Origin of the sequence: Clostridium sp. SM-530-WT-3G (assembly GCF_012843905.1) — a bacterium.
Classification (GTDB): domain Bacteria; phylum Bacillota; class Clostridia; order Clostridiales; family Clostridiaceae; genus Clostridium.
Genome location: NZ_JABAGC010000010.1, coordinates 18631 through 44148, shown reverse-complemented (window position 1 = coordinate 44148; position 25518 = coordinate 18631). Strand labels below are relative to the sequence as shown.

The window sequence follows — 25518 nt, the reverse complement described above, 5'->3', positions numbered from 1 at the left end:
TATATTCACCCTCCTAAAATTAAACATGTATTATGTCAAAGCCAGCAGCTTTATTTAATCTATTCATAATAGCCACTCCGACACCCTTTTCTTCATACCCTTCTGCCAAAATCAAATCTGCACCAATATCATCACATTTTCTCAATGCTTCAAAAAGATTCTTAGCAACTGTTGATAAGTCTGAAATGCTTCCTAATACAATTGTATTTCCTTCTAAATATTCATTCTTATGTTCTTCAACAGTGAGTATGCATATTTTTTTATGTTTTTCTATATTATAGTGTACCATTTCTTTTATCTTTTCAACAGTTTTTTTTCTATTTCCAGTAATAATTCTAACCTTTGCCTTAGGTGCATAATGTCTATACTTCATTCCTGGTGCTTTTGGTTTCAACCCTTCTTTAGGTTTCTGCATTACTGCAGCATCTATTTTAATTTCCGAATCTATTTCTTTTAACATTTCTAACGTAATACCACCTGGTCTTAATACAAGTGGAGGTGTTACTGTGCAATCTAATATTGTAGATTCTACTCCTATTTTGCTATGGCTCCCACCTATTATACAATCTACTTTTCCTTCAAGGTCTTCAATACATCTTTCTATATCTGTAGGACTTGGTCTTCCACTTATGTTAGCAGATGGAGCTGCTATTACAGTATCTGAAAACTCAATCAACTTTCTAGCAACTTCATTATCTGGCATTCTTACTCCAATTGTATCTAAGTTTGCACTTGTAATATTAGGAATTATATTTTTCTTTTTCAAAATTATTGTAAGTGGACCCGGCCAAAATTTATCCATCATTTTTTTTGCTATATCTGGCACATTCTCAACATACTTATTTAAATTCTTTGATGCAACATGAACAATTAAAGGATTATCCTGTGGACGTCCTTTAGCTACAAATATCTTTTTTACAGCCTTTTCATTCAGTGCATCAGCACCTAATCCATAAACAGTTTCTGTAGGGAATGCAACTATACCCCCATTTTTAATATACTCAGCCGCTTCTCTTATTTTTTCTTCATCTTGTGGACCATAAATTTTACTAATTATTGTTCTCAAAGTTTACCCTTCTTTCTATAAGTACAGAACCTAAATCTTGCATTTAGTATAAATAGATTACTCAGCCAACAAATATTGGCGAGTTTCCTTTAAACTATAGTCTGTCCCCTAGCTATTTTTATATTCTGAATACTTTGCTCAGTATAAATAGCCTTAACACAATTTTTATATATACAATCAAGAAGTAAATATTTTTTTAAACCGCCTCTTCTTACAATTTGAAAATAATATTTCCTGTCCTCTTCACCATTAACTCTATTTAAATAATCAAGATTACTTTTAATTCGAGGATATCTTTTTAAAAAATTATTATCAACTTTTCTTAAAGATTTATTTCTGAAATTTGTTGTTGTTACAATTATTATTTCCAGGTCATAATCTGATTTATTAGTATGAACAAGGACAACTTTATCACATATAATTAAATACTGTTTTGTAAGTATTCCCGTTTTAAACATAAGCTTATTATTTATACATTTAAATTCAACCTTATAATAATTAAGCCTTATAATCATTGATATAACTATTAAAAATTCAATAACTCCCAAATATGCAAAATAAAAAAAAGTAGTCAAATTAGTTATAATAACTGCTATTGGAAGAATAAGCGCAATAATTATCATTGATATAAAAAAAATCTTTAGATTTTTCTTTTCTTTCTTTACCGCAGTATATATATCCATATTTATTCCTCCATACTTTATTAAAGGGATTGTGTCAAAATTAACTCCCTGAAGAACATCTTATATAATCTTCATAAATAATTATTGATACAATCCCTAATTTAAGTAAATATTATTCTTGTGTATTACCCATTAATTTCATTTTTTCAGCTTGGTCTGCTGTAATTAAAGCATTAATCATTTCGTCTAAGTCACCATCTAAGAATGTTTCTAACTTGTATAAAGTAAGTCCTATTCTATGATCAGTAACTCTTCCTTGTGGATAATTGTAAGTTCTTATTCTTTCACTTCTATCACCAGTTCCGACTTGGCTCTTTCTATCTTCTGCTATTCCATCTTGTCTTTCCTTTTCAGCCTGTTCATAAAGTCTTGACTTTAATACTTTCATAGCTTTTTCTTTATTCTTAAGCTGAGATTTTTCATCCTGACATGAAACAACTAAACCAGTAGGAATGTGAGTAATTCTTACTGCTGAGTCTGTTGTATTAACGCATTGTCCACCATTACCTGATGCTCTAAATACATCTATTCTAATATCTTTGTCTAATACTTCTATTTCAACATCATCAACTTCTGGAAGCACTGCTACAGTAGCTGTTGAAGTATGAATTCTACCACTTGATTCAGTATCTGGAACTCTTTGTACTCTATGTACACCACTTTCATATTTTAATTTAGAATATGCCCCATTACCTTTAATCATGAATACAACTTCCTTGCATCCACCAAGATCTGTTTCATTTAAACTCATGATTTCAACTTGCCATCTTTGAGTTTCTGCGTATCTTGTGTACATTCTAAATAAGTTGTATGCAAATAATGCAGCTTCTTCACCACCTGCACCACCTCTAATTTCTACGAAAACATTCTTTTCATCATTAGGATCTTTAGGTAATAATAGAATTTGAATTTCTTTTTCTAATTCTTCTTCTCTTTGTGTTAATGCTGAAATTTCTTCGTTAAGCATTTCTCTCATTTCTTTATCACTTTCACTGCTTAACATTTCTTTATTATCAGCTAATTCTTGAGTAACGCTCTTATATTCTCTATATGCGTTTACTATAATTTCTAAATCAGCATGCTCTTTACAAAGTTTTCTCCATTCATTTTGATTTTGCATAATAGATGGATCACTGATTTTTACTGATAATTCGTCATATTTATTTTCTATAAACTCTAATTTATCTAATAACATATAATCACTCCGTACTTTATTTTTGCCATTTTTATATTATATCACATTATTCGATATAATATCAATTTACCTTCTATCTCATTATTTTAATGATTCAAGTATTTGATACTTAATTTTAATATACTTTTTAATTTAATTCACCAATTACCACTCTATCTAAACCTGCAAGATCTTTTACTACTTTCACATTAATGTAATTATTATCTTCCATAAGTTTTTTTACTGCTTCACCTTGATTATAGCCTATTTCAAAAGCTAGTATTCCATTTTTCTTTAAAACCATACTGCTTTTTTCTACTATTTTCTTATAGAAATCCAATCCATCTTCTCCACCTTTAAGTGCTGTATGTGGTTCATATTTTTGAACATCATCCATAAGTTTTTCAATTTCTGAATCTTCAATATATGGTGGATTTGAAACAAGAATATCATATTTTTTGTTTTGAAGTATAGGCTGATCCAATAAATCGCTTTTAATAAACTCAGCTCTCTCTTTAAGATTGTGCTTTTCTATATTTATTAATGTAACTTTTTCTGGAATAGGATAGTAATCAATAAGATCCACATGTATATTCTCTCTTAAACTAGCAAGTGCTATTCCAATAGCTCCTGAACCACAGCATAAATCACATACTTCTTTTTTATCATCTTTATTTATATGTTTTAGTACTTCATCTACTAGTATTTCAGTATCTCCTCTTGGAATAAGTACTCCTTCTTCCACATAAAAATCTATACCCATAAATTCACATTCTTTTAGTATATATTTTACAGGCATCCTTTTTCTTCGCTTTTCTATAAGTTCATAATATTTATCAGCATCTTCTTTACTAATATATTCTTCTTTATGAGTAATAAGATATATTCTTTTCTTTCCTATAATATATCCTAATAATAGTTCAGCATCCAATCTTGCTGTATCTATCTTATTTTGTTTTAATATTGATGTTCCTGAATTAAGTAATTCTTCAATAGTCTTATCCATATCTTCAATTCCTTCTGCAGCCTTTAATGATGCAATCGCAACCTCTATCTGCGAATCATCGGGCTCCTTTGTTGTTATTAATTGTAATTTAAGGCCAGGATACGCAACTATCCTTGACAACGTACTATCAGTTTTTCCAAGCCATTTTATTAATTCATAACTAATCCCTATAATTACTGGAATTAACACTATTCTGAGTATCAACCTTTCACCTATTCCGCCCCATCCAGTAAATGAAAAAACTACTATACTTACAAACATGACTAAAAAAATAAAATTTGTTCCGCACCTCGGATGAAGTCGAGGTTGTTTTTTCACATTTTCTACTGTTAATTCTTCCATAGCCTCATAACAAAAAATCGTTTTATGTTCTGCTCCATGATATTGAAATAGCCTATAAATGTCTTTTATTCTACTTATAAAATACATATATATAAGAAGAATTATTATTCGTATAAAAGCTTCTGTCAGATTAAGTACAACATTCGAAACTCCGTATTTTTTAAATAATGATGCAATTCCAGTAGGTATTAATATAAAAAGTCCAATTGAAAAGATAAACGACATAATCATTGTAATTGCAAGGATTATATCCTCTGCCTTTTTTCCCATCTTCCTCTCAAGCCATTTTTCAAACTTGCTTGGTTCATAATCTTCATCTTCTAAAAATGTAGCTGAATAATTTAGTGATTCCATTCCAACTTTCATTGATTCTATAAGTACAAAAAACCCTCTTAAAAATGGTATATTAAAAACAGGATTTTTTTTTGTTATAGGTATATTATCTTTATAATTAATTTCTATATTTCCTTTAGGAGTTCTTACTGCTGTTGCAAGACTTTTGCTTCCTCTCATCATTACACCTTCTATAACAGCTTGCCCTCCAACATCACGCCTTTTCATTTTTTATCACTTACTCTCTAAATTTATTTAGCAAGTATTTGAAAAATTTTCTGTAAATATATGAACTATTTTTTATCCTTATACTTATAATAGCATTGTCCGCATAATGATTCATATTGAACATTATTTTCTTCATCAATAGCTATCTGATCACCTTCAAATACAAACTTATTATTTATTTTTCTTCCATTAAATATAGCTTTTCTACCACATGCACATATTGTCTTCATTTCTTCTATACTATGTGCTAATAATAAAAGTCTGGTACTTCCTTCAAAACCATTAAGTTTAAAATCTGTTCTAAGACCATAGCATATAGTTGGAATATCCATTTTCACTGATATTTCAAAAAGCTGATCTATTTGATATGCCTTCATAAATTGAACTTCATCTACTAATATACAATCAATTTTCTTTACTTCTTTATTATAATTTTTAATTATGTCAAATATGTTATCATCTTCTGATATTAATAAGTCTACTTTTCTTGCAACACCAAGTCTTGAAAGTAGTTTTTCTCCGCCTTTACTGTCTACTTTAGGCTTAATTATTACAACATTCATTCCACGTTCTTCATAATTATATGCAACCTGCATCAAATGAGTTGATTTCCCTGAATTCATCGCACCGTATCTAAAATATAATTTACTCATATATTCGTGTATTCTCCTTTTTATTTATCAATAACGATTATATCATTTAATACATATCATAAAAAGATTTTTTTATATTAATATATCATTATATAATTGGCGTAAATTCCACATAAATCTACTGTTTCATCTATTTTTAATCATACAATTTTATTGACGCTAATATTGCTATATGTTATAATCTAGTAGTTGTTATTGAAAAAATAAAAACAGTTTATATAATTGAAAGAGGTGAAAAATAATGAGAGAAGGCATACATCCAGAATACCATCACGATGCTGTGGTTAAGTGTGCATGTGGAAACACTTTCACTACTGGTTCTGTTAAACCAGAACTTAAAGTTGAAATATGCTCTAAATGCCACCCATTCTTCACTGGTAAACAAAAAATCGTTGACGTTGGCGGAAGAGTTGATAAATTCAACAAGAGATTCGGTCTTAGCAACAAATAAGAGATTTAGGGAAAGACAATGTCTTTCCCTTTTTTCTTCAAATAACTTTCCTTTTTTATTTAAAAGTACCATTTAATTTCTTTACAAAAAATGATAAACTATATGCTAGAATACATTGGAAATGAGTGAATTAAATGAAAAAAGTTTTGATTTTGACAATTTCTACAGGACAAGGGCACAATCAAGCTGCTACATCTATTGGAGAATCTTTTAAGGAATCTGGTTATGAACTTATAACACATGATTTCTTAGCTAGAAACAGTAAATTTTTGAATGATGTAGTCGTAATTGGTTACAAAATTATGGCATCAAAATTTCCTAAAATATATGGTTGGTTCTATAATTTAACCAATACCCCTATGGTAAATAGCTTATTGAACATTCCTTTTATTTTTCCTAAAAAAAAAGTATCAAAGTTGATTCACGAAGTAAATCCTGATGTAATTATAGGAACACATGCATTAAGTACACGTATAGTATCTAATTTAAAAAAAGAAGGTTTAAAAACTCCTTATATTTTAACAGTTACTGATTTTAAAGCTCATTATACTTATATAAGCAGTTATGTAGATGCTTATATTACCGGAAGTAATTATACAAAGAAATCTCTGATAGAAAAAAATATTGATGCTAACAAAATATATCCTATTGGAATACCCATAGATAAGAAATTTTATATTAATGTCACTAATGCAGATGACTTAAAAGATAATCAATATTTCAATTTACTTCTTATGGGCGGAAGTTTTGGATTAGATATTATTTTCATAGTAATGAAGGAATTATTAAAAAATAGACACAAATTAAGAATAACTGTTGTTTGCGGTAAAAATGAACAACTAAAAAAGCTATTAACTGATTATTGTAATAATAATACTTTTACAAGCAAAAAAGTTCATATATTAGGATTTACAAATGATATCCCATATTTAATGGATTATTGTGATGTTATAGTTTCAAAACCTGGAGGTCTTACAGTAACAGAATCTATAGTAAAAAATATACCACTAATAATACCATTTTCGATTCCAGGGCAGGAAAATGAAAATATTGATTTTTTAACAAGTGAGGGATATTCAGTAAAAGTAGATAGCATACAAAATCTTAATTCAGAAATAGATAATTTAATTGAAAATCCTGAAAAACTAAAGTTAATAAAAAATAGAATTAAAACTTTAGCTGATACTTATTCACTAGACAAAATAGTAGACATTGCAGAAAATCTAATTAAAAATTAAAAGTGACCAATATATATTTTTATATGGTCACTTTTAATATACTATTTTTTATTATTTTTTAAGAATACATCAATAAATTCTTTATTATCTTTAGTTTTAGATAACATATTTATCAAGTTTTCTGTAACATCGTCTGCATTTCCTTCTTTATACATAACTCTTCTTATGGCAAAAGCAACATCTTGTTCTTCTTTTGATAATAGTAAATCTTCTTTTCTTGTTCCAGATTTATATATATCTATAGCCGGGAATATTCTTCTTTCTTGAAGTCTTCTATCTAAATGAACTTCCATATTTCCTGTACCTTTAAATTCTTCAAAAATCATATCATCCATTCTAGAACCTGTTTCAACAAGCGCTGTTGCAAGTATAGTAAGACTTCCACCTTCTTCTATATTTCTAGCTGCTCCAAAGAATTTTTTAGGCATGATAAGTGCTCCTGGGTCAAGCCCTCCTGATAAAGTCCTTCCCGTTGGAGTTATAGTTAAATTATATGCTCTAGATAATCTAGTAATACTATCCATAAGTATTACTACATCTTTTCCTTGTTCAACCATTCTCTTGGCTCTTTCAAGAACCATTTGTGAAACTTTAGCATGATTTTGTGGTTCTTCATCAAATGTTGAATAAACAACATCACCATTGATTGACCTCTGCATATCAGTAACTTCTTCTGGTCTTTCATCTATAAGAAGAACTATTAATTTTATATCTGGATAGTTCTTAACTATATTCTGAGCAACTTTTTTAAGTAAAGTAGTTTTACCTGCTTTTGGAGGAGCGACTATAAGTCCTCTCTGACCCTTGCCTATAGGACATATTATATCCATTAACCTTGAAGAAAGATCATTTGGATTATTTAAATTTTCTAATCTTAATCTTTCTTTTGGATATATTGGTGTTAAGGTTTCAAAAGACTTTCTTCCTATAGCCTTTTCTGGATGCTCTCCATTTACTTTTTCAACATATAATAATGCTTTAAATTTTTCGCCTTCCTTAGCTTCCCTTATCTTCCCTTGTACTTCATCACCAGTTCTCAAATTGAATCTTCTTATCTGAGATGGAGATACATATATATCTTCACTGCTTGTCAAATAATTTTTACATCTTAAAAATCCAAAATTATTATTTTCTAAGATTTCTAATATACCCTTAGCAGTATTAGATTCATTTATCATTTCTTTAAGTACTTCTTTTTTTTCTATTTTTTCAGAGTCATTCGATTCATTTCTGAAATTATTATAATTATTATTTATACCAGCATTATTAGATCTTTGATTATCACTACTTCTATTTATATTATTTTGTCTATTAACATTGATATTTTTATTACTTTCTACTGTTTTTCCATTTTCCTTAGGAGATATATTTTCTCTTAATACAACTCCATCTTTTTCAATCGAATTAGGAGAAACTTTAATTATTTCATCTATCAATTCATTCTTTTTAAATTTAGATATATTTTTTACGCCTAACTCTTTTGCAATTTCTTTTAAACTACTTAATGTCATATTTTCGTATTCCTGTTTTGTCAAATCGGCACCTCCATCTTATATAGACAAATCTATCTATACTTTAAACATAATAATCAATTTACATACGGAAAAAAATAAAGAGTATATGATATGATGTTTCAGATTTCTTTCATGTCATTAGCAACACTGATTAATCTAAACTTGAATAAGATAATCATAAGAACATACTGGATATATAAAACTAATCTACATAAATTAATTTCATTTCTATGTATATAATTTTAAACTGGTAAATTTAAAATTTACCAGTTTAAAATTTAACTATATTATATATTAAATTATAATATAAAACAATTTTTATATATGTAATATTATTATAAATTATCTATTTTTTAATGCAGCTTCAATAAATCCTCTGAATAATGGATGTGGTTTATTTGGTCTTGATTTTAATTCTGGATGGAATTGTGCTGCTACAAACCATGGATGATCTTCAATTTCTACTATTTCAACTAATCTATTGTCAGGACTTGTTCCTGCAATCTTCATTCCAGCTTCAACTATTTGTTCTCTATATGTATTATTAAATTCATATCTGTGTCTATGTCTTTCATTTATAAGGTCTGTACCGTATAAATCAAATGATTTACTACTTTCATCAAGCTTACATGGATATTGTCCAAGCCTCATTGTTCCACCAAGATTTTCAATATCTTTTTGATCATTCATTAAATCTATAACTGGATATTTTGTATCTGGATTTATTTCTGAACTATTTGCACCTTCAAATCCAAGCACATTTCTAGCAAATTCAATAACTGCACATTGCATTCCTAAACATATTCCAAGGAAAGGTACCTTATTTTCTCTAGCCCATTTGATAGACTCAATTTTTCCTTCTACTCCTCTATCACCAAATCCACCAGGAACTAATACACCATCTACTCCCTTAAGAATTTCATTAACATCTCCATTTTCAATATCTTCTGCATTTATCCATCTAATTTTAACTTCAGAATCATTTGCATATCCACCATGACTTAAAGCTTCAACAACTGAGATATATGCATCATGTAATTCTACATACTTACCAACTAAAGCAATTTCAACATTATCCTTAAGATTTTTAATTCTATTAACCATTTCAATCCATTCAGAATTGTCTATATCTTTACATCCTAAATGTAATTTTTCTATTACTAAATTATCTAAGCCTTCACCATGAAGCATTAATGGAACTTCATATAAATGATCTGCATCAAGGTTTTGAATAACTGATTTTCCTTCTATATTACAGAATAAACCGATTTTAGCTTTTAAATCTTCGTTTAATTCTTTTTCAGTTCTACATACAATTATATCTGGTTGAATACCTATAGTTCTTAATTCCTTAACTGAATGTTGAGTTGGTTTTGTCTTTAATTCACCTGATTTTCCCAAGTAAGGTACTAAAGTAACATGTATATAACATACATTGTCTGCACCAGCTTCACTTTTTATTTGTCTTATAGCTTCTAAGAATGGTTGAGACTCAATATCTCCAACAGTACCACCTATTTCAGTTATTACAACATCAACATCTCTTTCTTTTGCAACTTGATATACTTTATCTTTAATTTCATTAGTAATATGAGGTATAACTTGAACTGTTCCTCCAAGATATTCTCCTCTTCTTTCTTTTTCTATAACCGTACTATAAATTCTACCAGTTGTAACATTTGAGTTTTTACTTAAATTCTCATCTATAAATCTTTCGTAGTGTCCTAAGTCTAAATCTGTTTCCGCTCCATCATCAGTTACGAAAACTTCTCCATGTTGATATGGACTCATTGTACCTGGGTCTACGTTTAAATATGGATCAAATTTTTGAATTGATATACTTAACCCTCTATTTTTTAATAATCTTCCTAGGGATGCTGCAGTTATTCCCTTTCCTAATCCTGATACTACTCCACCTGTAACGAAAACATACTTAGTACTCATTTTATCCTCCTATATTGTAAAAATATATTATTTTTCTATTGACTTTACTTTTTTTCATTGCTATAATATAAATTACCCACTAAATTAATAGAGGGCCTTTTTGTGCTGCTCATAATTTCAACATAGATATAATACTATCACATATTATTATTAATATCTAGTGTTTTTTTTGTGTTGGCATTATTTTTTTCAATATAATTTTCTATCATAAAATATTTTTCTCTAAAAAAAGTATTGATAAGTAGCATTTCTTCAGCTTTCTTGAGCCTATTCTTAATTCTTATTTTTTCTTCAAATTTATATTTATCCTTTAATTTTTTTATATTCAAACAATTATGTTTTTTTAAAAGCAATAAAAGAATATATATATTTTCTTTAGTATTTAATACTTCAATTAATTCTTCACTTGTAACATCATAATACCTACACATATAATTAATTATTTCATTGTAATATAATTTATTTTCCAATTCTAATACCTCTTAAAATATAATTTATCTTTTTTAAATATTATTACCTCTATATACCAATTTTAAACAATGAAAAAGAACCACTAATATTATTAGTAGTTCATATTTTATATGCTATTTTATATAACATTTATGTTTACTTTCAAATCAGTTTCTATTCTTTGTTGATCTTCTATTAATAGAGTATATATTATATGTATATCTCCTCCATTTTCATCAACATCAATCTTTATATGTTTTGTATCTATAGTTATTGCCATATTTCCATATGGAGTTTTATATAATGACATAGATTGATTACTTTTATCAAAAAGCATTTTTGTCTCAGTACTTCCACGTCTCATAAGTTGAAATGAATTTTTCCTTATAAACATTGTTGTTTTGGTGCCTTCCATTCCCGAAATCTTAGTTTCTTCATATTCAACTTTGAAACCATTTTTTAATACTGTAAATACACCTGGAGTTATTACTTCAATAAATTCTTCTTCAACTGATATATTACTCTTAACAGTAATTACTGCTTTTTTACTCATCCTATTCCTCCAATTCTTTAGATATGTTAATTCACATTATACTTATCTGCTTCTTCTTGAGTTATAGCGCTTACAGATCTATTTTCATTAAAATTAGTGGAAACACGTCCAAACTTAACCTCAACTTCTTTTTGATCTTTTCCCTTACTATATCTAACTGCTAATTTACACGCAATTATAATATCATCTTCATTTGGAATGTTTCCTTCTGGAATTATTACCATAGCGCCAGTAAAGTTAACAGGCATAAACATAAGGTCATTAGAATTTAATAATTCTTTTAGAGATTTTCCTTCTTCTGCTGTTCTTGATACTATTATCTTTGTATTATTTTCTGTAACAAAGTGTCTTCCATACTTTAATAAATTAATATCTTTCTCTGAAACTTCCTTTTTTCTATCTAAAACTTCTTTTAATCTTATAGAATAATTTGGATCAGTCAGCTTACATCCTCCTGCAGGAGATGGATAATCCTTTATTCCCCACTTTTCAGCCAATGCCATTTGTGGTTTTCTATTTCTTCCTGATATATCTAATAATTGTTCTCTATCAACTAAACCGTCAATTTCCATTTGAGTTGGTTTTAAATTCTTAGCACAAAGTGGTCTTAAAATCTTATCGCTAAACCCAGATTGTTTTTTTACAATATCTAATGCTGATCTATTTTGAGACATTGGTCTTTGATTAAGAACTTCTCCTGTAATTATGAAATCAGCATTGAATTTTTTTAATAATTCTCCTGAATATCTCATCATCATAGCATGACAGTCAATACATGGGTTCATATTTTTTCCCCATCCATGATCTGGATGCTTAACCATATCAAAATGCTCTTTTGAAAAATCTACAACTTCTAATGGAATGTCTATTTGTTTAGTCATTCTCTTTGCATTTTCTTCATTAAAGAAATACGATCTAAAACATATTCCTATTACTTCTATTCCTTGTTCTTTAATCAGCTTAGCTGCTAATATACTATCAAGACCTCCTGATACCATCGCTAATGCTCTTGTCATATGATACTCCCCCTAGTCAAATAATTTTTCAATTATTTCAATAAACTTAAATTTTATTTGTACACAATTATCAGACTCGCTTTTGTGTTCATCTAATTCTATTTTTTCATCATTGCTAACAGTATTTAATTCACTCTCTGAATTTATTCTTTCTTCTACCTTATCGTATTCCACTTCAGCTTTAGATTCATCTACAAAGCATAAAGGTGGAAACATAACACACCACCAGTTTTTCCCTTGTCCACTTCCAATAATTATTCTGAAAGCTTCATAATTACCTTGTGGTAGTACTATATTACCATAAGATTTTTCCGGAAAGTTTTCTCGTGACAACTGAATTTTAACATCATAATTATAATTATTATCCTTTATAACTTTTTCTGCTATCTTCTCAACTTCTGGCATATTAGCTTTAATTATTCTTCTAGATTCATCTAACGATTTAGAATTATTCAAATAAGGATATAAATAATCAATAACTTGATTCTTTACTTTTATCTTTAAATTCTGATCTTCGCTACTATCACTATTGGCAATTACATGAAACCTTATTAATGAATTCCTTACTTTATCATAATCTAATACTTTAACATTGACACCTGTATTAGAATTAAAATTATTATTTAGAGTTTTTGCACTTAATACACCACTAGCACATCCACTTAATATATTAGATATAAATAATAACACACTTAATAATACTATAAAAACTGTTTTTTTTCTCATAATTAAACCCCCTTTGTAGCTTAATTATTACCACATAGGGGTTTTTTATACACAAAAATATTTATAAATTATATAGTTCTTGTTATATATACATCTTTAAATTTCTTTTTCATTTCATCATAGCAATTCTGCGCTTTAAACATATCATCAAAAAAAGCAAAAACAGTAGGCCCGCTTCCACTCATCATACTTGAAATTGCACCATTTTCATTCATTTCAGCTTTTATATTAGATATTACTTTATGTTTTTTAAGTGTAACATTTTCCAATAAATTTCTCATATTATTAGCTACAAAATGTACATCATCGTTTTCCATCGCTTTAATAATATCATTAGTTTTTGGATGAAAAACAACTTTTGATAAATCAAATGCTTTATATACTTCTTTAGTTGATACTCCAAAAGGTGGCTTTACTAAAACCACAATTTTATCTTTAAATGGCTTAAGCTTAGTTATTTTTTCACCAATTCCTTCACATAATGCTGTTCCACCATTAATACAATATGGCACATCTGCTCCGATCTTTAAAGCTATTTTTTCTAATTCATCATCAGCAGCATTTATATTAAATAACTTATTCATTAATTTTATTACAGCTGCAGCATCAGTGCTTCCTCCTGCAAGACCTGCTGATACCGGAATATTCTTAATTATATTAATATTTACACCACTTGTTATTGAGTAAGTTTCCATAAATAGCTTCGCAGCTTTATACGCTAAATTCTTATTATCTGTAGGTACATAATGCTTATTGCACTTTAAATTAATACCTGAATCACACTTTTCTAATTCAATTATGTCGTATAAATCTATAGTCTGCATAATCATTTTCAATAAATGATATCCATCATCTCTTTTTCCAACAACATCTAATGCAATATTAATTTTGGCATAGGCCTTAATTTTCATACTTCTATGTCCTTTCCTTACATTAATTAATAACATTTTATCATAGGTAAAATATCCTGTCTAATGCACATGTAGGGAATTAAATCTAGTCTATGCCTTATATACTTTATTATATTTTTGAATATCATCATTAATATATTCAACTAAGCTGTTAAGTTTTTCATAAAATACAATGATTATATCATCTTTTTTACTTATATTTACAGCATGATCCAAAGCTTCAATCTCATCAAGACATATACTTAAATTACAATCTTTTTTATTTTTTAATATAGCCTTTTTCAATAATTCTGCAATTTCTCCAGGCTTTCTTCCTCTTTTATCCTTATCTTCTTTAATTACTATTTTATCAAGCCCATCAGCACATATCTTTCCTATTTCATAAGCTACAGCATCTTCTCTGTCTCCAGGTATTCCTATTACCCCAATAAGATTATTATTCTTTTTCATCTTATTAAGAGAGGATATGACCGCTCTATAACCTTCTATATTATGTCCATAATCTAATATTATTTTTCTTCCGTTATAGTTATAGATATTAAATCTTCCCTTATTATCTTTACTATCAGATTTAAATGACTTCAACCCTTTTTCTATCATACAGTAATCTACATTCAATCCTAAAAGCGCAGCACTTGCTGCCATTGCATTTTCAATATTATATTCTAAATTACCATTAAATGATATAGGAATATCATTTATATCTATTAACTTATATTTCTTTTTGTTATTTACCATAACTATTGAATTATCTTCAATAAAAACTGCTTTTTTTCCATCTTGTATATTTTTTAAAATCAACTCATTCTTATTTGATTTTGAGAAATATATTATATTAGACTTTATTCTATTAATAATAGTTTTACTATACTTATCATCTGCATTTATGATTGCAAATCCATCATCTTTTATAGCTTCAGCCACAAGAGATTTTACAAAGCATAATTCTTCCATTGAATTTATACCATCATTCCCCAAATGATCATTTGTTATATTTGTAATTACCCCTATATCAGCTATATTATAAGCTAGACCTTTTCGTATTATTCCTCCTCTTGCTGTTTCTAAAACTGCTACATCAACATCTGGATTTAACAATATAGTCTTTGCACTATCAAATCCAGAATCATCCCCATTATGAATACATTTATCATTTAAATAAATCCCATCAGTACTAGTCATTCCTATGTTGTATCCCATTTTTCTTAACACATAAGCAATCAATCTCACAGTTGTAGTTTTTCCATTTGTTCCTGTTACTGAAATAACAGGTATACTCTTTGGCTTTTCATCATATAACATATCTACAATAGCTTTACCAACATCTCTTTTCTTACCTTTTGAAGGAAAATGATGCATTCTTATACCCGGAGCAGCATTAACTTCCATAACTATTCCATTATTATCACTTATAGGTACACTTATATCCTCAGTACAAATATCTACTCCACATAAATCAATTCCTAATATTTTTGCACTTCGTATACAATAATCTATATTTTCTTTACAAATTTCATCGGTACAATCTATTGCAAATCCTCCAGTTGATAAATTTGCATTTTCTCTAAGAATAATTTTTTCATTAACCTTAGGAATATAGTCTAGTGTAATATTTTGCTTTTCAAGGCATCTCATAAGTTCTTCATCAAATTTTATTTTTGTAAGAGGTTTTTCATGATCCTCACCTCTTAAGTCATCTTTATTAAGCTTACTTATTAGCATTTTCAAATTTTCTTTACCATTTCCTATTACGAATGGTTTTATTCTTAAAGATACAGCTACCACTTTATAATTTACAACACATACTCTATAATCATTCCCATTAAAATAACGTTCAATTATAATATCTTTTTGTTTCTTTCTTAAATTAATATATGCATTAATAAGTTCCTTTTCATTTCGTATATTAAGAATTACATTTTTCCCCTTACTTCCAAACCTAGGTTTTAAAACTACAGGATACCCAATATATTCTGCTTGTCTTAATGCATCTATACTATTATTTATTTTATCGCCTTCTGATACAGGAATATTTTGACTTTTCAATAACTGTTTAGTTAGAAGTTTATCGCAAGAAATATCTACACCTACACAGCTTGTTTTCTGTCCAATAGCTGCTTCTATTAATCTTCCCTTTTTTCCATATCCAATTTGATAAATACCACTATCATAAAGTTCAGTAACAGGAAGATTATATTCTTCTGCTGCACGGCAGATAGCTTTAGTACTAGGCCCCATCTGTTCTTGAACAAGAATTCTTTTTATTATATTTAATCTTTCCTCAAAGTTAATAGGAATACATTTTATAAATGAATTTATAATATCAACAGATAATTCACATACTTTTATAGCAGTATTTTTATATTCATACTGAACTATTATATAATAAAAATCTCCTTCAATTTCTCTTGCCTTTCCATACACAACATCAATGCCCAACTTATTTTGAATAGCTATTATCATATGTTCACACACATGAGCTAGATATGTTCCTTCATTTAACCTTTTAACAAAACCACCTATTTCATCAATTCCACATCTATGCTCCTTTAATTCGGGTATAAGTTTTATTAAATTAAAATTAAAATTTGGTATATCTTTACTTGGTATTTCACAATACCCTTCCAAATCCACATCTATTCTTATACATTTTTTATGAGAATATATATTTTGTCCTTCATATACCCTCTTCTGCGTTATTTTCATCTTTAAATTTTTCCTCCTCAAAAGGTAACTTTTTTATTAAATCAAATTTTTCTCCACCAGTTAGAACATGTAATTTTATATTATGCATACTCAAAATATCATCGCCATGTAATTCTGATACATTTGTATATGTAATTGTTGTTCCATCTATAAAATAAACTGCACCTTCTCCAATAACCTCAACAATTCCATCCTTGTCAACTATTATTGCTGTATTTTCATCTATTCCAATACCTAAAACTTCTGGATTTTGCGCTATTCCTGCAAGAAGTCTTCCTATTCTTCCTCTTTGTGCAAAATGCTGATCTATAATAACATCTTTAATAAATCCTAGACCTGGAGCCATTTTTAAAGTGCACTTTCTAGGTGAATCGTCATTATCACCTTGAACAATCATAGTATCACTCATTACAGAAGCTCCTGCTGATGTACCCACCATAAAAGTTCCATTTTGTACTGATTTTTTTAACGCATCGTAAACAGGGGTTCCGCCTATAAGACTAGTAATTCTAAGCTGATCTCCTCCTGTAAAAAATATTAAAGAGGCTTTGCTAATTAATTTTATATTTTCTTCATCAAAAGCCTGTATTCTTTCACCTATATCTAATATTTTTATATTTTTTACTTCTAGCTCACTAAATACTTTATTATATTTTGAAGCTGCTTCTTCAGGATATTCTGTAGCAATAGTAGCTATTAAAAGCATATCTTCATTTTTATTTATTGAATTACATACCTTTTTTAAAATTTCTTTTTTTCCTTCTTTATCCTCTGCACCGCCAATTATTATTAGATTTCCAATCAGCTTATTATCCAAAATTTATCACCTCATATCACGTATTACTTATTATTTCCACTAAATTTTAAAATTATTCATAATTTTCTATATAAAATATAAGGTAAAACTAGTAATAATTTATGTTTGTATTAAAATTTTTAACAGAAAAAAAGTCATTGTAGAATAATACAATGACTTAAACACATATACATTAATTAATTTTTAAAAATAGCTCTTCCTGGAATAATTAATTTCTGTCCTGGTTCAATACAGTCTTCCTCTTCAATCTCATTTATAGATTTAAGCTGTTCCAATGTTGTGCTATATTTTTTTGCTAATCCCCAAAGACTATCGCCTTCACCAACAACATATATTGTTATACTTGCTTTCTTTTCAGGTTTTTCTCCTTCTTCTTCAATTATATCAGATATAAATTCCTTATTTATTTCATAAAGAATTTTTCCACTTAAAAAAAGATTAGCTTTAACAGCTATTGTATTTCCTTCAATAGCAGCTTCAATACTCTCTAAACCAGCTCTTATTATCGCTTTCATTCCCTCTTTAGCTCCAGCAATATCTATCATTGATGAAAATGGAATTTCTGCTTTAATATCAGACAAATATTTTTCTTCATCAGCTGTTTTGTATAATATATCAGCTTTAATTATACCTTCAACAATCACTTTGTCTTGAGCTATCTCTTTATCTGTAAGTATAACAGCTGCATTAGATGATATTATTTGTTCAGGTCTAAGATCTGAATCTGTAAGCTGAATATTATCTTTAACTAATGATTCTGTATTATTTATACCTTGAAGTATGCCAACCTCATATTCATCTTTCTTTAAATCCAATAAACATTCTGGTGAATATGCATCCTTTACAATATCAATATTTTCTTTAGAAAATACCTTTACATGAGCCTTAACTATAAATTCAGTATTTATTATCCTTACTTCACCAAGATCATCTTCTTCAAGCATAAGTTCATTATCTAATAATTCAAAAGAAACTGAAGGTGTCATATCTGCTGTAATACCACTCATTTCTTGTTCCTTAGATAAATAAACATCATCTTCTAAACTTATTACATCTTTGCAGTTATCCCCTTTATAAAGAACATTTAATTTACAATAACATCCTACATAAACTTTATCATCTAATATTTTTACTTCTTTCTTATGAAGCATTATTGAGTAATTTAATATTTTATTTATCTGTGGTTTATCCATACCAACTCTTATCATTGATTTTCCATTAAGCTCAATATCATCACTAGCACTTATCCTATTTATCATTTCAGTTTTCTTTAATACTTCAACGTCATCATTTCCTTCTATGTCCTTAACAAATTCAAATTCATTACTTTTATAAAGCTCCCAGTCGATTTCAAATATTCCTTGAATAGATATTTTTCTCTCATTCATTATTGAAGCTTCAATATGTTCTAATTTGCACTCTGCTTCGCAGATAACCTTATGTTCACTTGGGCTTAAGTCAATACTACTTGTAAACTTTTGAGAATAATCTACCGAATTTACAGCAAGACTATCTTCTCTTGCTAAATATATTACTGTATATTCAACTTTTCCCTCTAATAAAATTTTATCTCCAACTACTTCTTTATTCATTATCATAGGCTTACATTCAACTGTTAATATTTCTTCAACATCAGGGTGAGTATCTGGAATTAAATATTCATCTTTTAATACACAATTAGAACTATCTTCTTTCAACAGCTGTTCAAATTGAACATTTTCTTTGATAACATCAATATCTGCCATACTTAATACCTCCTATAAATTCCTACTACTTATGTATATACCTTAGAAGATAAGTTTATGACAATTATATATATAACAAAACCATTCAATATTACATTAATTATGACGTTTAACTACAAAGTTAAACTTTTATTTATATTTTTTTATTTTTTTATTGACAATATACTTATATTGTCGTAATATAGTAATTGGTTATTGACCATATAACCTCTCATAAATTCTCAATACCCTTTTATACCATAGTTGAAAGATGGAAACCCACCATCTTTCTTTTTTTATGTATTTTTCTTTATTCAAACAAAGAAAAAACCCCGAAAAATCGAAGTTTATATTCCTGCCGGAAACACTAATTGTACCGTTTTTGTTAATACATCTGAATAGCTATATGTCACTGTCCTTTGGGTGTCATTTTTTAGTCTTATAACAAAAATACTAGGATAAACACTCTCTATTATTCCATCATTGACTAATATCTTTTTTCTTCCACCGTTAGCTTTTAAAGTTACCTCATCGCCAACATGACTTTTTATGTCACTTTTTATAGAAGCAATTGTTTTTACTTTTTCCATTTACACACCCTCTTTCATATAAATTATACATTAAATTTATTTTTTGTCAATAAAATCAAATATTTTATCACTATTCATAGTACTTTGTCAATACGAACATTTTTCTATGACTTTATTTTTTTACTAAGTCATTCTATTATCTGCAACAAATTATATTTTATACATAATTAATTTTTTTATTAATAATCTTATTTAAATTTATATAGTACACCCTGCTTACTAAAAAAATTATTAATGAATAATAAATTATAGTAATATTAACTTATATGTTAATATTACTAATCTAAACAAAACTGCTTTTATCTATTATCCATTAAATATTTTAAATCATATATAATTCACCTTTAAATATAAATTGATTTGGGATATCCTTCTCTATATTTTCCTCTTGTCTGAATTCCTCCAACTCCTTTCATACCTGTTATAGTATTTTCTATAACATCAGTAATTGATACTACTTTATCAATTCTTGTATAAGCTATTTTTTCACATACAAAGACTGGGTCCAGGCAATGTATAAGTACTCTATTAGGAGATGAAGCAAAATTAGCACCTACATCTAAAATTCTTTCATAGCAACTCTGACATGCTCCAGCAAATATTACAAGCTCATCATAACTAGAATTATAATTTCTTAAATTCTTAACAGATTCAAGGTAATATTCAGAATTCCTATAATTATTTAAATCAAGATAATCTCTAGGAGCTTTTACTACACTATCATGCCCTGTTAAAACAACTATATCAGGCTTAATCTCCTTAACTAAATCAACAATAACTTCTGGCTGCTCTTTTTCTGGTATTGTCTTTCCTACTGCATCTAGAGATAATTGCTTATATACTTTCAGGCATGTTTCCATATACTCACTATCTCCATCAACGTGAAGTATTCTACCTGGCCTTCCAAACATTAATTCCTGCTTATTCTTTATCTTTGCTGACTTATCTACCTTATCTCTAACTCCACCTCTGAACCTTAAAGCGTTTTTTATAGCTTCATTTACTCTAGTATTTAATATCCTATCCTTAGACCCACCATCTTCTTCTGCTTCTTCAAGGTCATCCTCTACTGAATCAGCTATTATTCTAATATTGATACCTTTTAATATTATATTTTCAACATTACCTACTTTCTTCATATCAATAATTTTGAATGTTATATCTTTTCCATAAGATTTCCTTACTACAATATCTCCTATCTGCATTACTTTCTCCTAAATATATTGTTTTTATATACTTTCATAATATGGACTATTAATACAAAAGGTTTCAATAAAATAATAAATCCTATTGACTAATTAAAATTCAATAGGACTCATTCAAAAATAAATATTATATTTTATATTCAATTTTAAATTTTTCCAAGAAATCTAGATACTTTTTCTGTTCATCTATTATGGAACTTAGCTTCCCTGCAAATGTATTTTGTCCCCAATTAACTTCATTGTAGTAATATCTATTTGCAAGTCTCCAGTACCTTTGTGGAAATTCAAGATATGCAAATAGTACTTTGTACTCTTCATCCTTAAGTTTTGATACAGAATTATAAGTATCCATAATAGCTATTGCAAAATCCATATTCCAATCTACACGTTTTAATACTTTAGTCATAAAATTACTAATATCAAATGTTCTAAGTTCTCTCTTACAATAGTCAAAATCAATAATATGCACGTCCATTTTATCACTTAGTATTATATTGTGATAGGTAAAATCATGATGACAAAAACTCTTTTCATTTTCAGCGTACATACAAAGCTCATAATAATCCGATTCTTTTAATGTTTCTAATGCCTTTTTACCAAGATCCTTATAGAACTCCATTGATTGTATATAAAGCATATCAAAATCATTTTTTATATTTTTCTTTCTCACCATATCACGCATTTTATCTAATGATTTAATTCTTTTTTCCATTAGATGAGGCCATCTTCCAAGATCGCTTTTTAGTTTTGAATTTTCCGGTGGATCATATCCTTTAGATGCTTCATGAAGCTCTGCTAAAGTTTTAGCTGCTATTTTTACTTCTTCTATATTGTGAAAATCACATTCTCTCCCATCTAACCATTCAGATAAAGTATATAAATCTTCATTAACTAATGCATATGGTTCACCCTCTGTATTAAGATAGTACTTATCCAGATTAGAAAAACCATTTTTTCTTAAATGTTCCTTTGCACCATATACAAATAATAACTTCTGAGGACCATAATTAATCTTTTTTAAGCATCTTTCACCTTTATCAGTCTTAAGATAGTATACACCTTTATTAGCCTTAATTTTTTCTATCTTAATATTAAACTGTCTCTCTATTTCAAATTCCCTCATCATAGTTCTCACCTCCTGTAATATTTATATGTATATTATATTCCTTTTATTAACATTTTTTATATTCTTTTAATATAATACAATAAGATAAATACTTTGGAAGGAATCAATAATGAAGATAGGAATAGATGGCAGGGCTGCAAAATGGTATAGAGGTACTGGAATAGGCACTTATACTCATGAGCTCATTAGAAATTTAAGTAATACAGATATTGATAATGATTATTTAATTTTTATGCCCAAATGTGATTTATTAAACAACCTAGGCAAAAATTTTTCTGTAGAATTTGTAGATTCTATATCTTCTGATAGTTTCTGGGATGATATAAAGGTTCCTAACGCATTAAGTTCATCTGATATTGAAATATATCATGTCCCTCAAAATGGGGTAGGTCTTTCTGAAAATATATCCTGTAAAAAAGTAATTACCCTTCACGATATAATTCCTTTAAGAATGCCCGAAACAGTAAGTGATAGATATATAAGAATATTCAATAATGAACTTCCTAAAATATTAGATAATTGTGATGGAATTATAACTGTGTCCGAATTTTCAAAGAATGATATTTCAAAAGAATTTAATTTTCCACTAGAAAATATATACGTTACACCTCTTGCTGCTGAAGATATATACAAACCTCTTAGCAAATGCCAGTCTAAAGCTCTTATAACTCAAAAATACGGTATTGAAGAAGATTTTGTTCTATATGTAGGCGGATTTAGTCCTAGAAAGAATATAAAAGGCTTAATCGAAGCATATTCAAAACTTCCTTATGAATTAAAAGAAACATATAAGCTTGTTATAATAGGGCGCAAAGGACCTTCATACTATGATTATAAACATCGTGCAGAAGAACTTGGTATTTTAGATAAAGTTGTCTTTACTGATTTTATTCCATTAGAAGACATGCCTTTATTTTATAATGCAGCTGAAGTCTTAGTCTATCCTTCATTTTATGAAGGATTTGGCCTTCCACCTCTTGAAGCCATGGCCTGTGGTACTCCTGTAATAGCATCAAATGTAACTTCACTTCCTGAAGTCTGTTATGAATCTGCTTTATTAATAAATCCTTATGATATTGATATGCTTTCATATGATATTCAGCGAGTTTTGAATAATAGCCTTTTAAAATTAACTATGGTTAAAAAAAGCCTTACAAGAAGTAGTGAATTTTCATGGAATAAAACTGCTCTTGGAACTATAAATGCATATAGATCTATTATTTATAATAATATTACTCATGATAAGATTTAATAACACTTAATCAATATAAACTAAAATGAACTTAATCATAAGATTAAGTTCATTTTAGTTTATATTTTGAATTTTTGATTTAGTGTGTCAATAAGTTCAAGCCTATAAATTTCATTGTTCAATTTTCCTTTTAGTCTATTTAAAAATACTTCATAATCCCACTTTTTCTTTTTATAGTAATAGTCCATTGATATTGCATAAAAATCTTTTGGAAACCTAAGTATATATGACATAAGTTTTTTCTCTTTCATATCTAATGGAGCTATTTCTTCATAAGAATCTATAACCATATCCATTTTATTCATATCAAAGGCAGCATTTTTAATTGCTTTAAGCACAAAATCTGCTAAATCATTTATTCTAAGGTCAATAGTCATAAAATCAAAATCTATTATACTCACATCTTGATTTTTTATAAGAAAATTGTGATATGCAAGATCATTATGACAGATAGTAATTTTATCTTTTAAAGATCTTAAATACAAATAATCACTTTTTTTCAGACTATCTATGAGAATATTTATTTCACCAATATATTTATCTACATTATCCATAAACAGTTCATCAAACTCATTCTTATGATCGTATTCTAATACCATTTTTTTTATTTTATTAAGATCATCATATGCATATATATACTTATCAATAATTGAAACATCTAATACATCTGTAGCATATTTATTATTTAAATATTCTCTTATTCCTTGAGAAGCATTATGCATTAATGCTATATTCTCAGCACATAACCTTATCTCAACAGGATTTGTAAAAGAAGCTTCTCTTCCTTCTAAAATATCCATAACTACATATAAATCGTTGTTCCATTTTAAATAATTTTTCTTATTTTTAAGGACATTATAACTTATTATATTCTTATAATCTTTTTTCACATATTTAAGAGAATCGCTTATAAAATTAATCCTTGGAATATCATAATTAACCTTCTTAAGTATCTTACGTCCATTATCAGTAGATAATATAAACACCTTTCTAAGTGGTGTAACATCATTGATTTTTATACCAAGTTCATTGAAAAACTCTAGACTAAGATCATACTCACAAAGATAATTTTTTTCTGAATATCTTATCCTATTCATATATTTCCTCCTAAATTATACTACCTGCCTAAGTATGAATTATTTATGAAATAAAATTCTTATTTTCATATTTCAGACTGTTTTTTAGCATTATAAAATACTCATCTATAGACTTATTTTTTTTATTTTCTATATACTTTTCCCATGTTCTTAAAAAATCTCTTGGATAAGTACATAAACCTTTTAAATAATGAATGCTATCAAACGAAAGATGTGATAAATGAACAAATAGTTTTATAAATTCCTCTTCATTTATATTTATTTTTTTTCGCTGAAGTCTCTTTATATATCTATACATGTCTTCTTCTACAAGGTCATAAACCATACCCTTATCTATACCAATTTCAATCTTATCACCATTAGTTCTAAGGTTTCCTGCATCAGCTCTCCCTATACATATTTCTTCACGATTCATACTTCTTTCAATGACAGTAAAATATCCATGTTCATAAATATATTTAATTGACTCATTTCCTTTCTGCAACATTCTATTTCCTTCAGAAATTAATAATTTCTCAGCTTCATTCTTTTGATGCTTATCTAGTAAAAAGTCATAATTTCTTTTTAGTTTTTTCATCTGCACTTTGTATCCTTCAATATCTTTACCTATTACACTTTGAAATCTTTCAAGTTTTTCAAAACTACATCCTAAAAGTATTTTTTGTGTACGGACAATTAATTTAATTTGATTTTCATATGCTCTTCTATCTATA

The 25518-nt window shown here is 27.8% G+C and carries 23 protein-coding genes; 3 read left to right on the top strand and 20 right to left on the bottom strand.

Annotated features, from left to right (window positions below; all coding sequences use genetic code 11):
• Positions 1–19 precede the first annotated feature (19 nt).
• The 5 genes from HF850_RS05875 to HF850_RS05855 form a co-directional block, all read right to left on the bottom strand.
• On the bottom strand, positions 20–1066 hold the full coding sequence (locus HF850_RS05875) for an L-threonylcarbamoyladenylate synthase (protein ID WP_169104545.1): 1047 nt from the start codon (positions 1064–1066) through the stop codon (positions 20–22).
• A gap of 89 nt (positions 1067–1155) precedes the next feature.
• Positions 1156–1749: a hypothetical protein gene (locus HF850_RS05870; RefSeq protein WP_169104544.1), complete on the bottom strand. Its 594-nt coding sequence runs from the start codon at positions 1747–1749 to the stop codon at positions 1156–1158.
• 112 nt (positions 1750–1861) lie between these two features.
• Positions 1862–2944, bottom strand: coding sequence for a peptide chain release factor 1 (gene prfA, locus HF850_RS05865; protein WP_169104543.1), 1083 nt, complete (start codon positions 2942–2944; stop codon positions 1862–1864).
• A gap of 127 nt (positions 2945–3071) precedes the next feature.
• Positions 3072–4832, bottom strand: a complete 1761-nt coding sequence (gene prmC / locus HF850_RS05860; RefSeq protein ID WP_169104542.1) for a peptide chain release factor N(5)-glutamine methyltransferase — start codon at positions 4830–4832, stop codon at positions 3072–3074.
• 65 nt (positions 4833–4897) lie between these two features.
• On the bottom strand, positions 4898–5485 hold the full coding sequence (locus HF850_RS05855; RefSeq protein ID WP_169104541.1) for a thymidine kinase: 588 nt from the start codon (positions 5483–5485) through the stop codon (positions 4898–4900).
• 241 nt (positions 5486–5726) lie between these two features.
• On the opposite strand from HF850_RS05855, the gene rpmE reads away from it, so the two are divergent.
• Together rpmE and HF850_RS05845 are read left to right on the top strand one after the other, a co-directional pair.
• Positions 5727–5936 carry a 50S ribosomal protein L31 gene (gene rpmE, locus HF850_RS05850; protein WP_169104540.1) on the top strand — a complete coding sequence of 70 codons (210 nt, stop codon included), beginning with the start codon at positions 5727–5729 and terminating at the stop codon, positions 5934–5936.
• A 134-nt stretch (positions 5937–6070) separates the two neighbouring features.
• Positions 6071–7174, top strand: coding sequence for a glycosyltransferase (locus HF850_RS05845; protein ID WP_169104539.1), 1104 nt, complete (start codon positions 6071–6073; stop codon positions 7172–7174).
• Positions 7175–7215: 41 nt separating this feature from the next.
• Here HF850_RS05845 and rho read toward each other — a convergent pair whose 3' ends face one another.
• The 13 genes from rho to HF850_RS05780 all read right to left on the bottom strand — a co-directional run bounded on the left by rho (position 7216) and on the right by HF850_RS05780 (position 22456).
• Positions 7216–8709 (bottom strand): transcription termination factor Rho, encoded by a 1494-nt coding sequence (gene rho / locus HF850_RS05840; RefSeq protein WP_169104538.1) that lies wholly within the window; start codon positions 8707–8709, stop codon positions 7216–7218.
• A 321-nt stretch (positions 8710–9030) separates the two neighbouring features.
• Positions 9031–10632: a CTP synthase gene (locus tag HF850_RS05835; protein ID WP_169104537.1), complete on the bottom strand. Its 1602-nt coding sequence runs from the start codon at positions 10630–10632 to the stop codon at positions 9031–9033.
• Positions 10633–10769: 137 nt separating this feature from the next.
• Positions 10770–11102 carry a hypothetical protein gene (locus HF850_RS05830; RefSeq protein ID WP_169104536.1) on the bottom strand — a complete coding sequence of 111 codons (333 nt, stop codon included), beginning with the start codon at positions 11100–11102 and terminating at the stop codon, positions 10770–10772.
• 119 nt (positions 11103–11221) lie between these two features.
• Positions 11222–11635 carry a DUF1934 domain-containing protein gene (locus tag HF850_RS05825; RefSeq protein ID WP_169104535.1) on the bottom strand — a complete coding sequence of 138 codons (414 nt, stop codon included), beginning with the start codon at positions 11633–11635 and terminating at the stop codon, positions 11222–11224.
• 26 nt (positions 11636–11661) lie between these two features.
• On the bottom strand, positions 11662–12651 hold the full coding sequence (locus tag HF850_RS05820) for a tRNA 4-thiouridine(8) synthase ThiI (protein ID WP_169104534.1): 990 nt from the start codon (positions 12649–12651) through the stop codon (positions 11662–11664).
• 12 nt (positions 12652–12663) lie between these two features.
• Positions 12664–13377 carry a stage II sporulation protein R gene (gene spoIIR / locus HF850_RS05815; RefSeq protein WP_169104533.1) on the bottom strand — a complete coding sequence of 238 codons (714 nt, stop codon included), beginning with the start codon at positions 13375–13377 and terminating at the stop codon, positions 12664–12666.
• A 68-nt stretch (positions 13378–13445) separates the two neighbouring features.
• Positions 13446–14288, bottom strand: a complete 843-nt coding sequence (gene ispE, locus HF850_RS05810) for a 4-(cytidine 5'-diphospho)-2-C-methyl-D-erythritol kinase (protein ID WP_169104532.1) — start codon at positions 14286–14288, stop codon at positions 13446–13448.
• Between the two features lie 90 nt (positions 14289–14378).
• On the bottom strand, positions 14379–16994 hold the full coding sequence (cphA, locus tag HF850_RS05805; protein WP_169104531.1) for a cyanophycin synthetase: 2616 nt from the start codon (positions 16992–16994) through the stop codon (positions 14379–14381).
• Entirely contained in the window at positions 16966–17811 is an 846-nt protein-coding gene (locus HF850_RS05800) for a cyanophycinase (protein WP_169104530.1), read from the bottom strand. The genes cphA and HF850_RS05800 overlap by 29 nt, the downstream gene beginning before the upstream one ends.
• 176 nt (positions 17812–17987) lie before the next feature.
• Positions 17988–19556 carry an SPOCS domain-containing protein gene (locus HF850_RS05795; protein WP_169104529.1) on the bottom strand — a complete coding sequence of 523 codons (1569 nt, stop codon included), beginning with the start codon at positions 19554–19556 and terminating at the stop codon, positions 17988–17990.
• Positions 19557–19882: 326 nt separating this feature from the next.
• Positions 19883–20125: a Veg family protein gene (locus tag HF850_RS05790; protein WP_169104528.1), complete on the bottom strand. Its 243-nt coding sequence runs from the start codon at positions 20123–20125 to the stop codon at positions 19883–19885.
• Between the two features lie 344 nt (positions 20126–20469).
• Positions 20470–21330, bottom strand: a complete 861-nt coding sequence (gene yabG / locus HF850_RS05785) for a sporulation peptidase YabG (RefSeq protein ID WP_169104527.1) — start codon at positions 21328–21330, stop codon at positions 20470–20472.
• A 127-nt stretch (positions 21331–21457) separates the two neighbouring features.
• Positions 21458–22456 carry a CotS family spore coat protein gene (locus tag HF850_RS05780; RefSeq protein ID WP_169104526.1) on the bottom strand — a complete coding sequence of 333 codons (999 nt, stop codon included), beginning with the start codon at positions 22454–22456 and terminating at the stop codon, positions 21458–21460.
• 109 nt (positions 22457–22565) lie between these two features.
• On the opposite strand from HF850_RS05780, the gene HF850_RS05775 reads away from it, so the two are divergent.
• Positions 22566–23708 (top strand): glycosyltransferase family 1 protein, encoded by a 1143-nt coding sequence (locus tag HF850_RS05775; RefSeq protein ID WP_169104525.1) that lies wholly within the window; start codon positions 22566–22568, stop codon positions 23706–23708.
• A gap of 59 nt (positions 23709–23767) precedes the next feature.
• On the opposite strand, the gene HF850_RS05770 is transcribed toward HF850_RS05775, so the two are convergent.
• Positions 23768–24805 carry a CotS family spore coat protein gene (locus HF850_RS05770; protein WP_169104524.1) on the bottom strand — a complete coding sequence of 346 codons (1038 nt, stop codon included), beginning with the start codon at positions 24803–24805 and terminating at the stop codon, positions 23768–23770.
• A 43-nt stretch (positions 24806–24848) separates the two neighbouring features.
• Positions 24849–25382, bottom strand: coding sequence for a spore coat protein (locus tag HF850_RS05765; protein WP_347564411.1), 534 nt, complete (start codon positions 25380–25382; stop codon positions 24849–24851).
• Between the last annotated feature and the right edge of the window lie 136 nt (positions 25383–25518).

Bases quoted from the DNA above. Each gene is read 5' to 3' on its own strand.
- HF850_RS05835 (WP_169104537.1), bottom strand. From the start codon at position 10,632: ATGAGTACTAAGTATGTTTTCGTTACAGGTGGAGTAGTATCAGGATTA.
- spoIIR (WP_169104533.1), bottom strand. From the start codon at position 13,377: ATGAGAAAAAAAACAGTTTTTATAGTATTATTAAGTGTGTTATTATTT.
- HF850_RS05795 (WP_169104529.1), bottom strand. From the start codon at position 19,556: ATGGCAGATATTGATGTTATCAAAGAAAATGTTCAATTTGAACAGCTG.
- prfA (WP_169104543.1), bottom strand. From the start codon at position 2,944: ATGTTATTAGATAAATTAGAGTTTATAGAAAATAAATATGACGAATTA.
- HF850_RS05770 (WP_169104524.1), bottom strand. From the start codon at position 24,805: ATGAATAGGATAAGATATTCAGAAAAAAATTATCTTTGTGAGTATGAT.
- HF850_RS05765 (WP_347564411.1), bottom strand. From the start codon at position 25,382: ATGAAAAAACTAAAAAGAAATTATGACTTTTTACTAGATAAGCATCAA.
- HF850_RS05825 (WP_169104535.1), bottom strand. From the start codon at position 11,635: ATGAGTAAAAAAGCAGTAATTACTGTTAAGAGTAATATATCAGTTGAA.
- HF850_RS05845 (WP_169104539.1), top strand. From the start codon at position 6,071: ATGAAAAAAGTTTTGATTTTGACAATTTCTACAGGACAAGGGCACAAT.
- HF850_RS05790 (WP_169104528.1), bottom strand. From the start codon at position 20,125: ATGGAAAAAGTAAAAACAATTGCTTCTATAAAAAGTGACATAAAAAGT.
- HF850_RS05775 (WP_169104525.1), top strand. From the start codon at position 22,566: ATGAAGATAGGAATAGATGGCAGGGCTGCAAAATGGTATAGAGGTACT.
- HF850_RS05820 (WP_169104534.1), bottom strand. From the start codon at position 12,651: ATGACAAGAGCATTAGCGATGGTATCAGGAGGTCTTGATAGTATATTA.
- ispE (WP_169104532.1), bottom strand. From the start codon at position 14,288: ATGAAAATTAAGGCCTATGCCAAAATTAATATTGCATTAGATGTTGTT.
- yabG (WP_169104527.1), bottom strand. From the start codon at position 21,330: ATGCAGATAGGAGATATTGTAGTAAGGAAATCTTATGGAAAAGATATA.
- HF850_RS05780 (WP_169104526.1), bottom strand. From the start codon at position 22,456: ATGATGAGGGAATTTGAAATAGAGAGACAGTTTAATATTAAGATAGAA.
- HF850_RS05855 (WP_169104541.1), bottom strand. From the start codon at position 5,485: ATGAGTAAATTATATTTTAGATACGGTGCGATGAATTCAGGGAAATCA.
- rpmE (WP_169104540.1), top strand. From the start codon at position 5,727: ATGAGAGAAGGCATACATCCAGAATACCATCACGATGCTGTGGTTAAG.
- HF850_RS05870 (WP_169104544.1), bottom strand. From the start codon at position 1,749: ATGGATATATATACTGCGGTAAAGAAAGAAAAGAAAAATCTAAAGATT.
- prmC (WP_169104542.1), bottom strand. From the start codon at position 4,832: ATGAAAAGGCGTGATGTTGGAGGGCAAGCTGTTATAGAAGGTGTAATG.
- cphA (WP_169104531.1), bottom strand. From the start codon at position 16,994: ATGAAAATAACGCAGAAGAGGGTATATGAAGGACAAAATATATATTCT.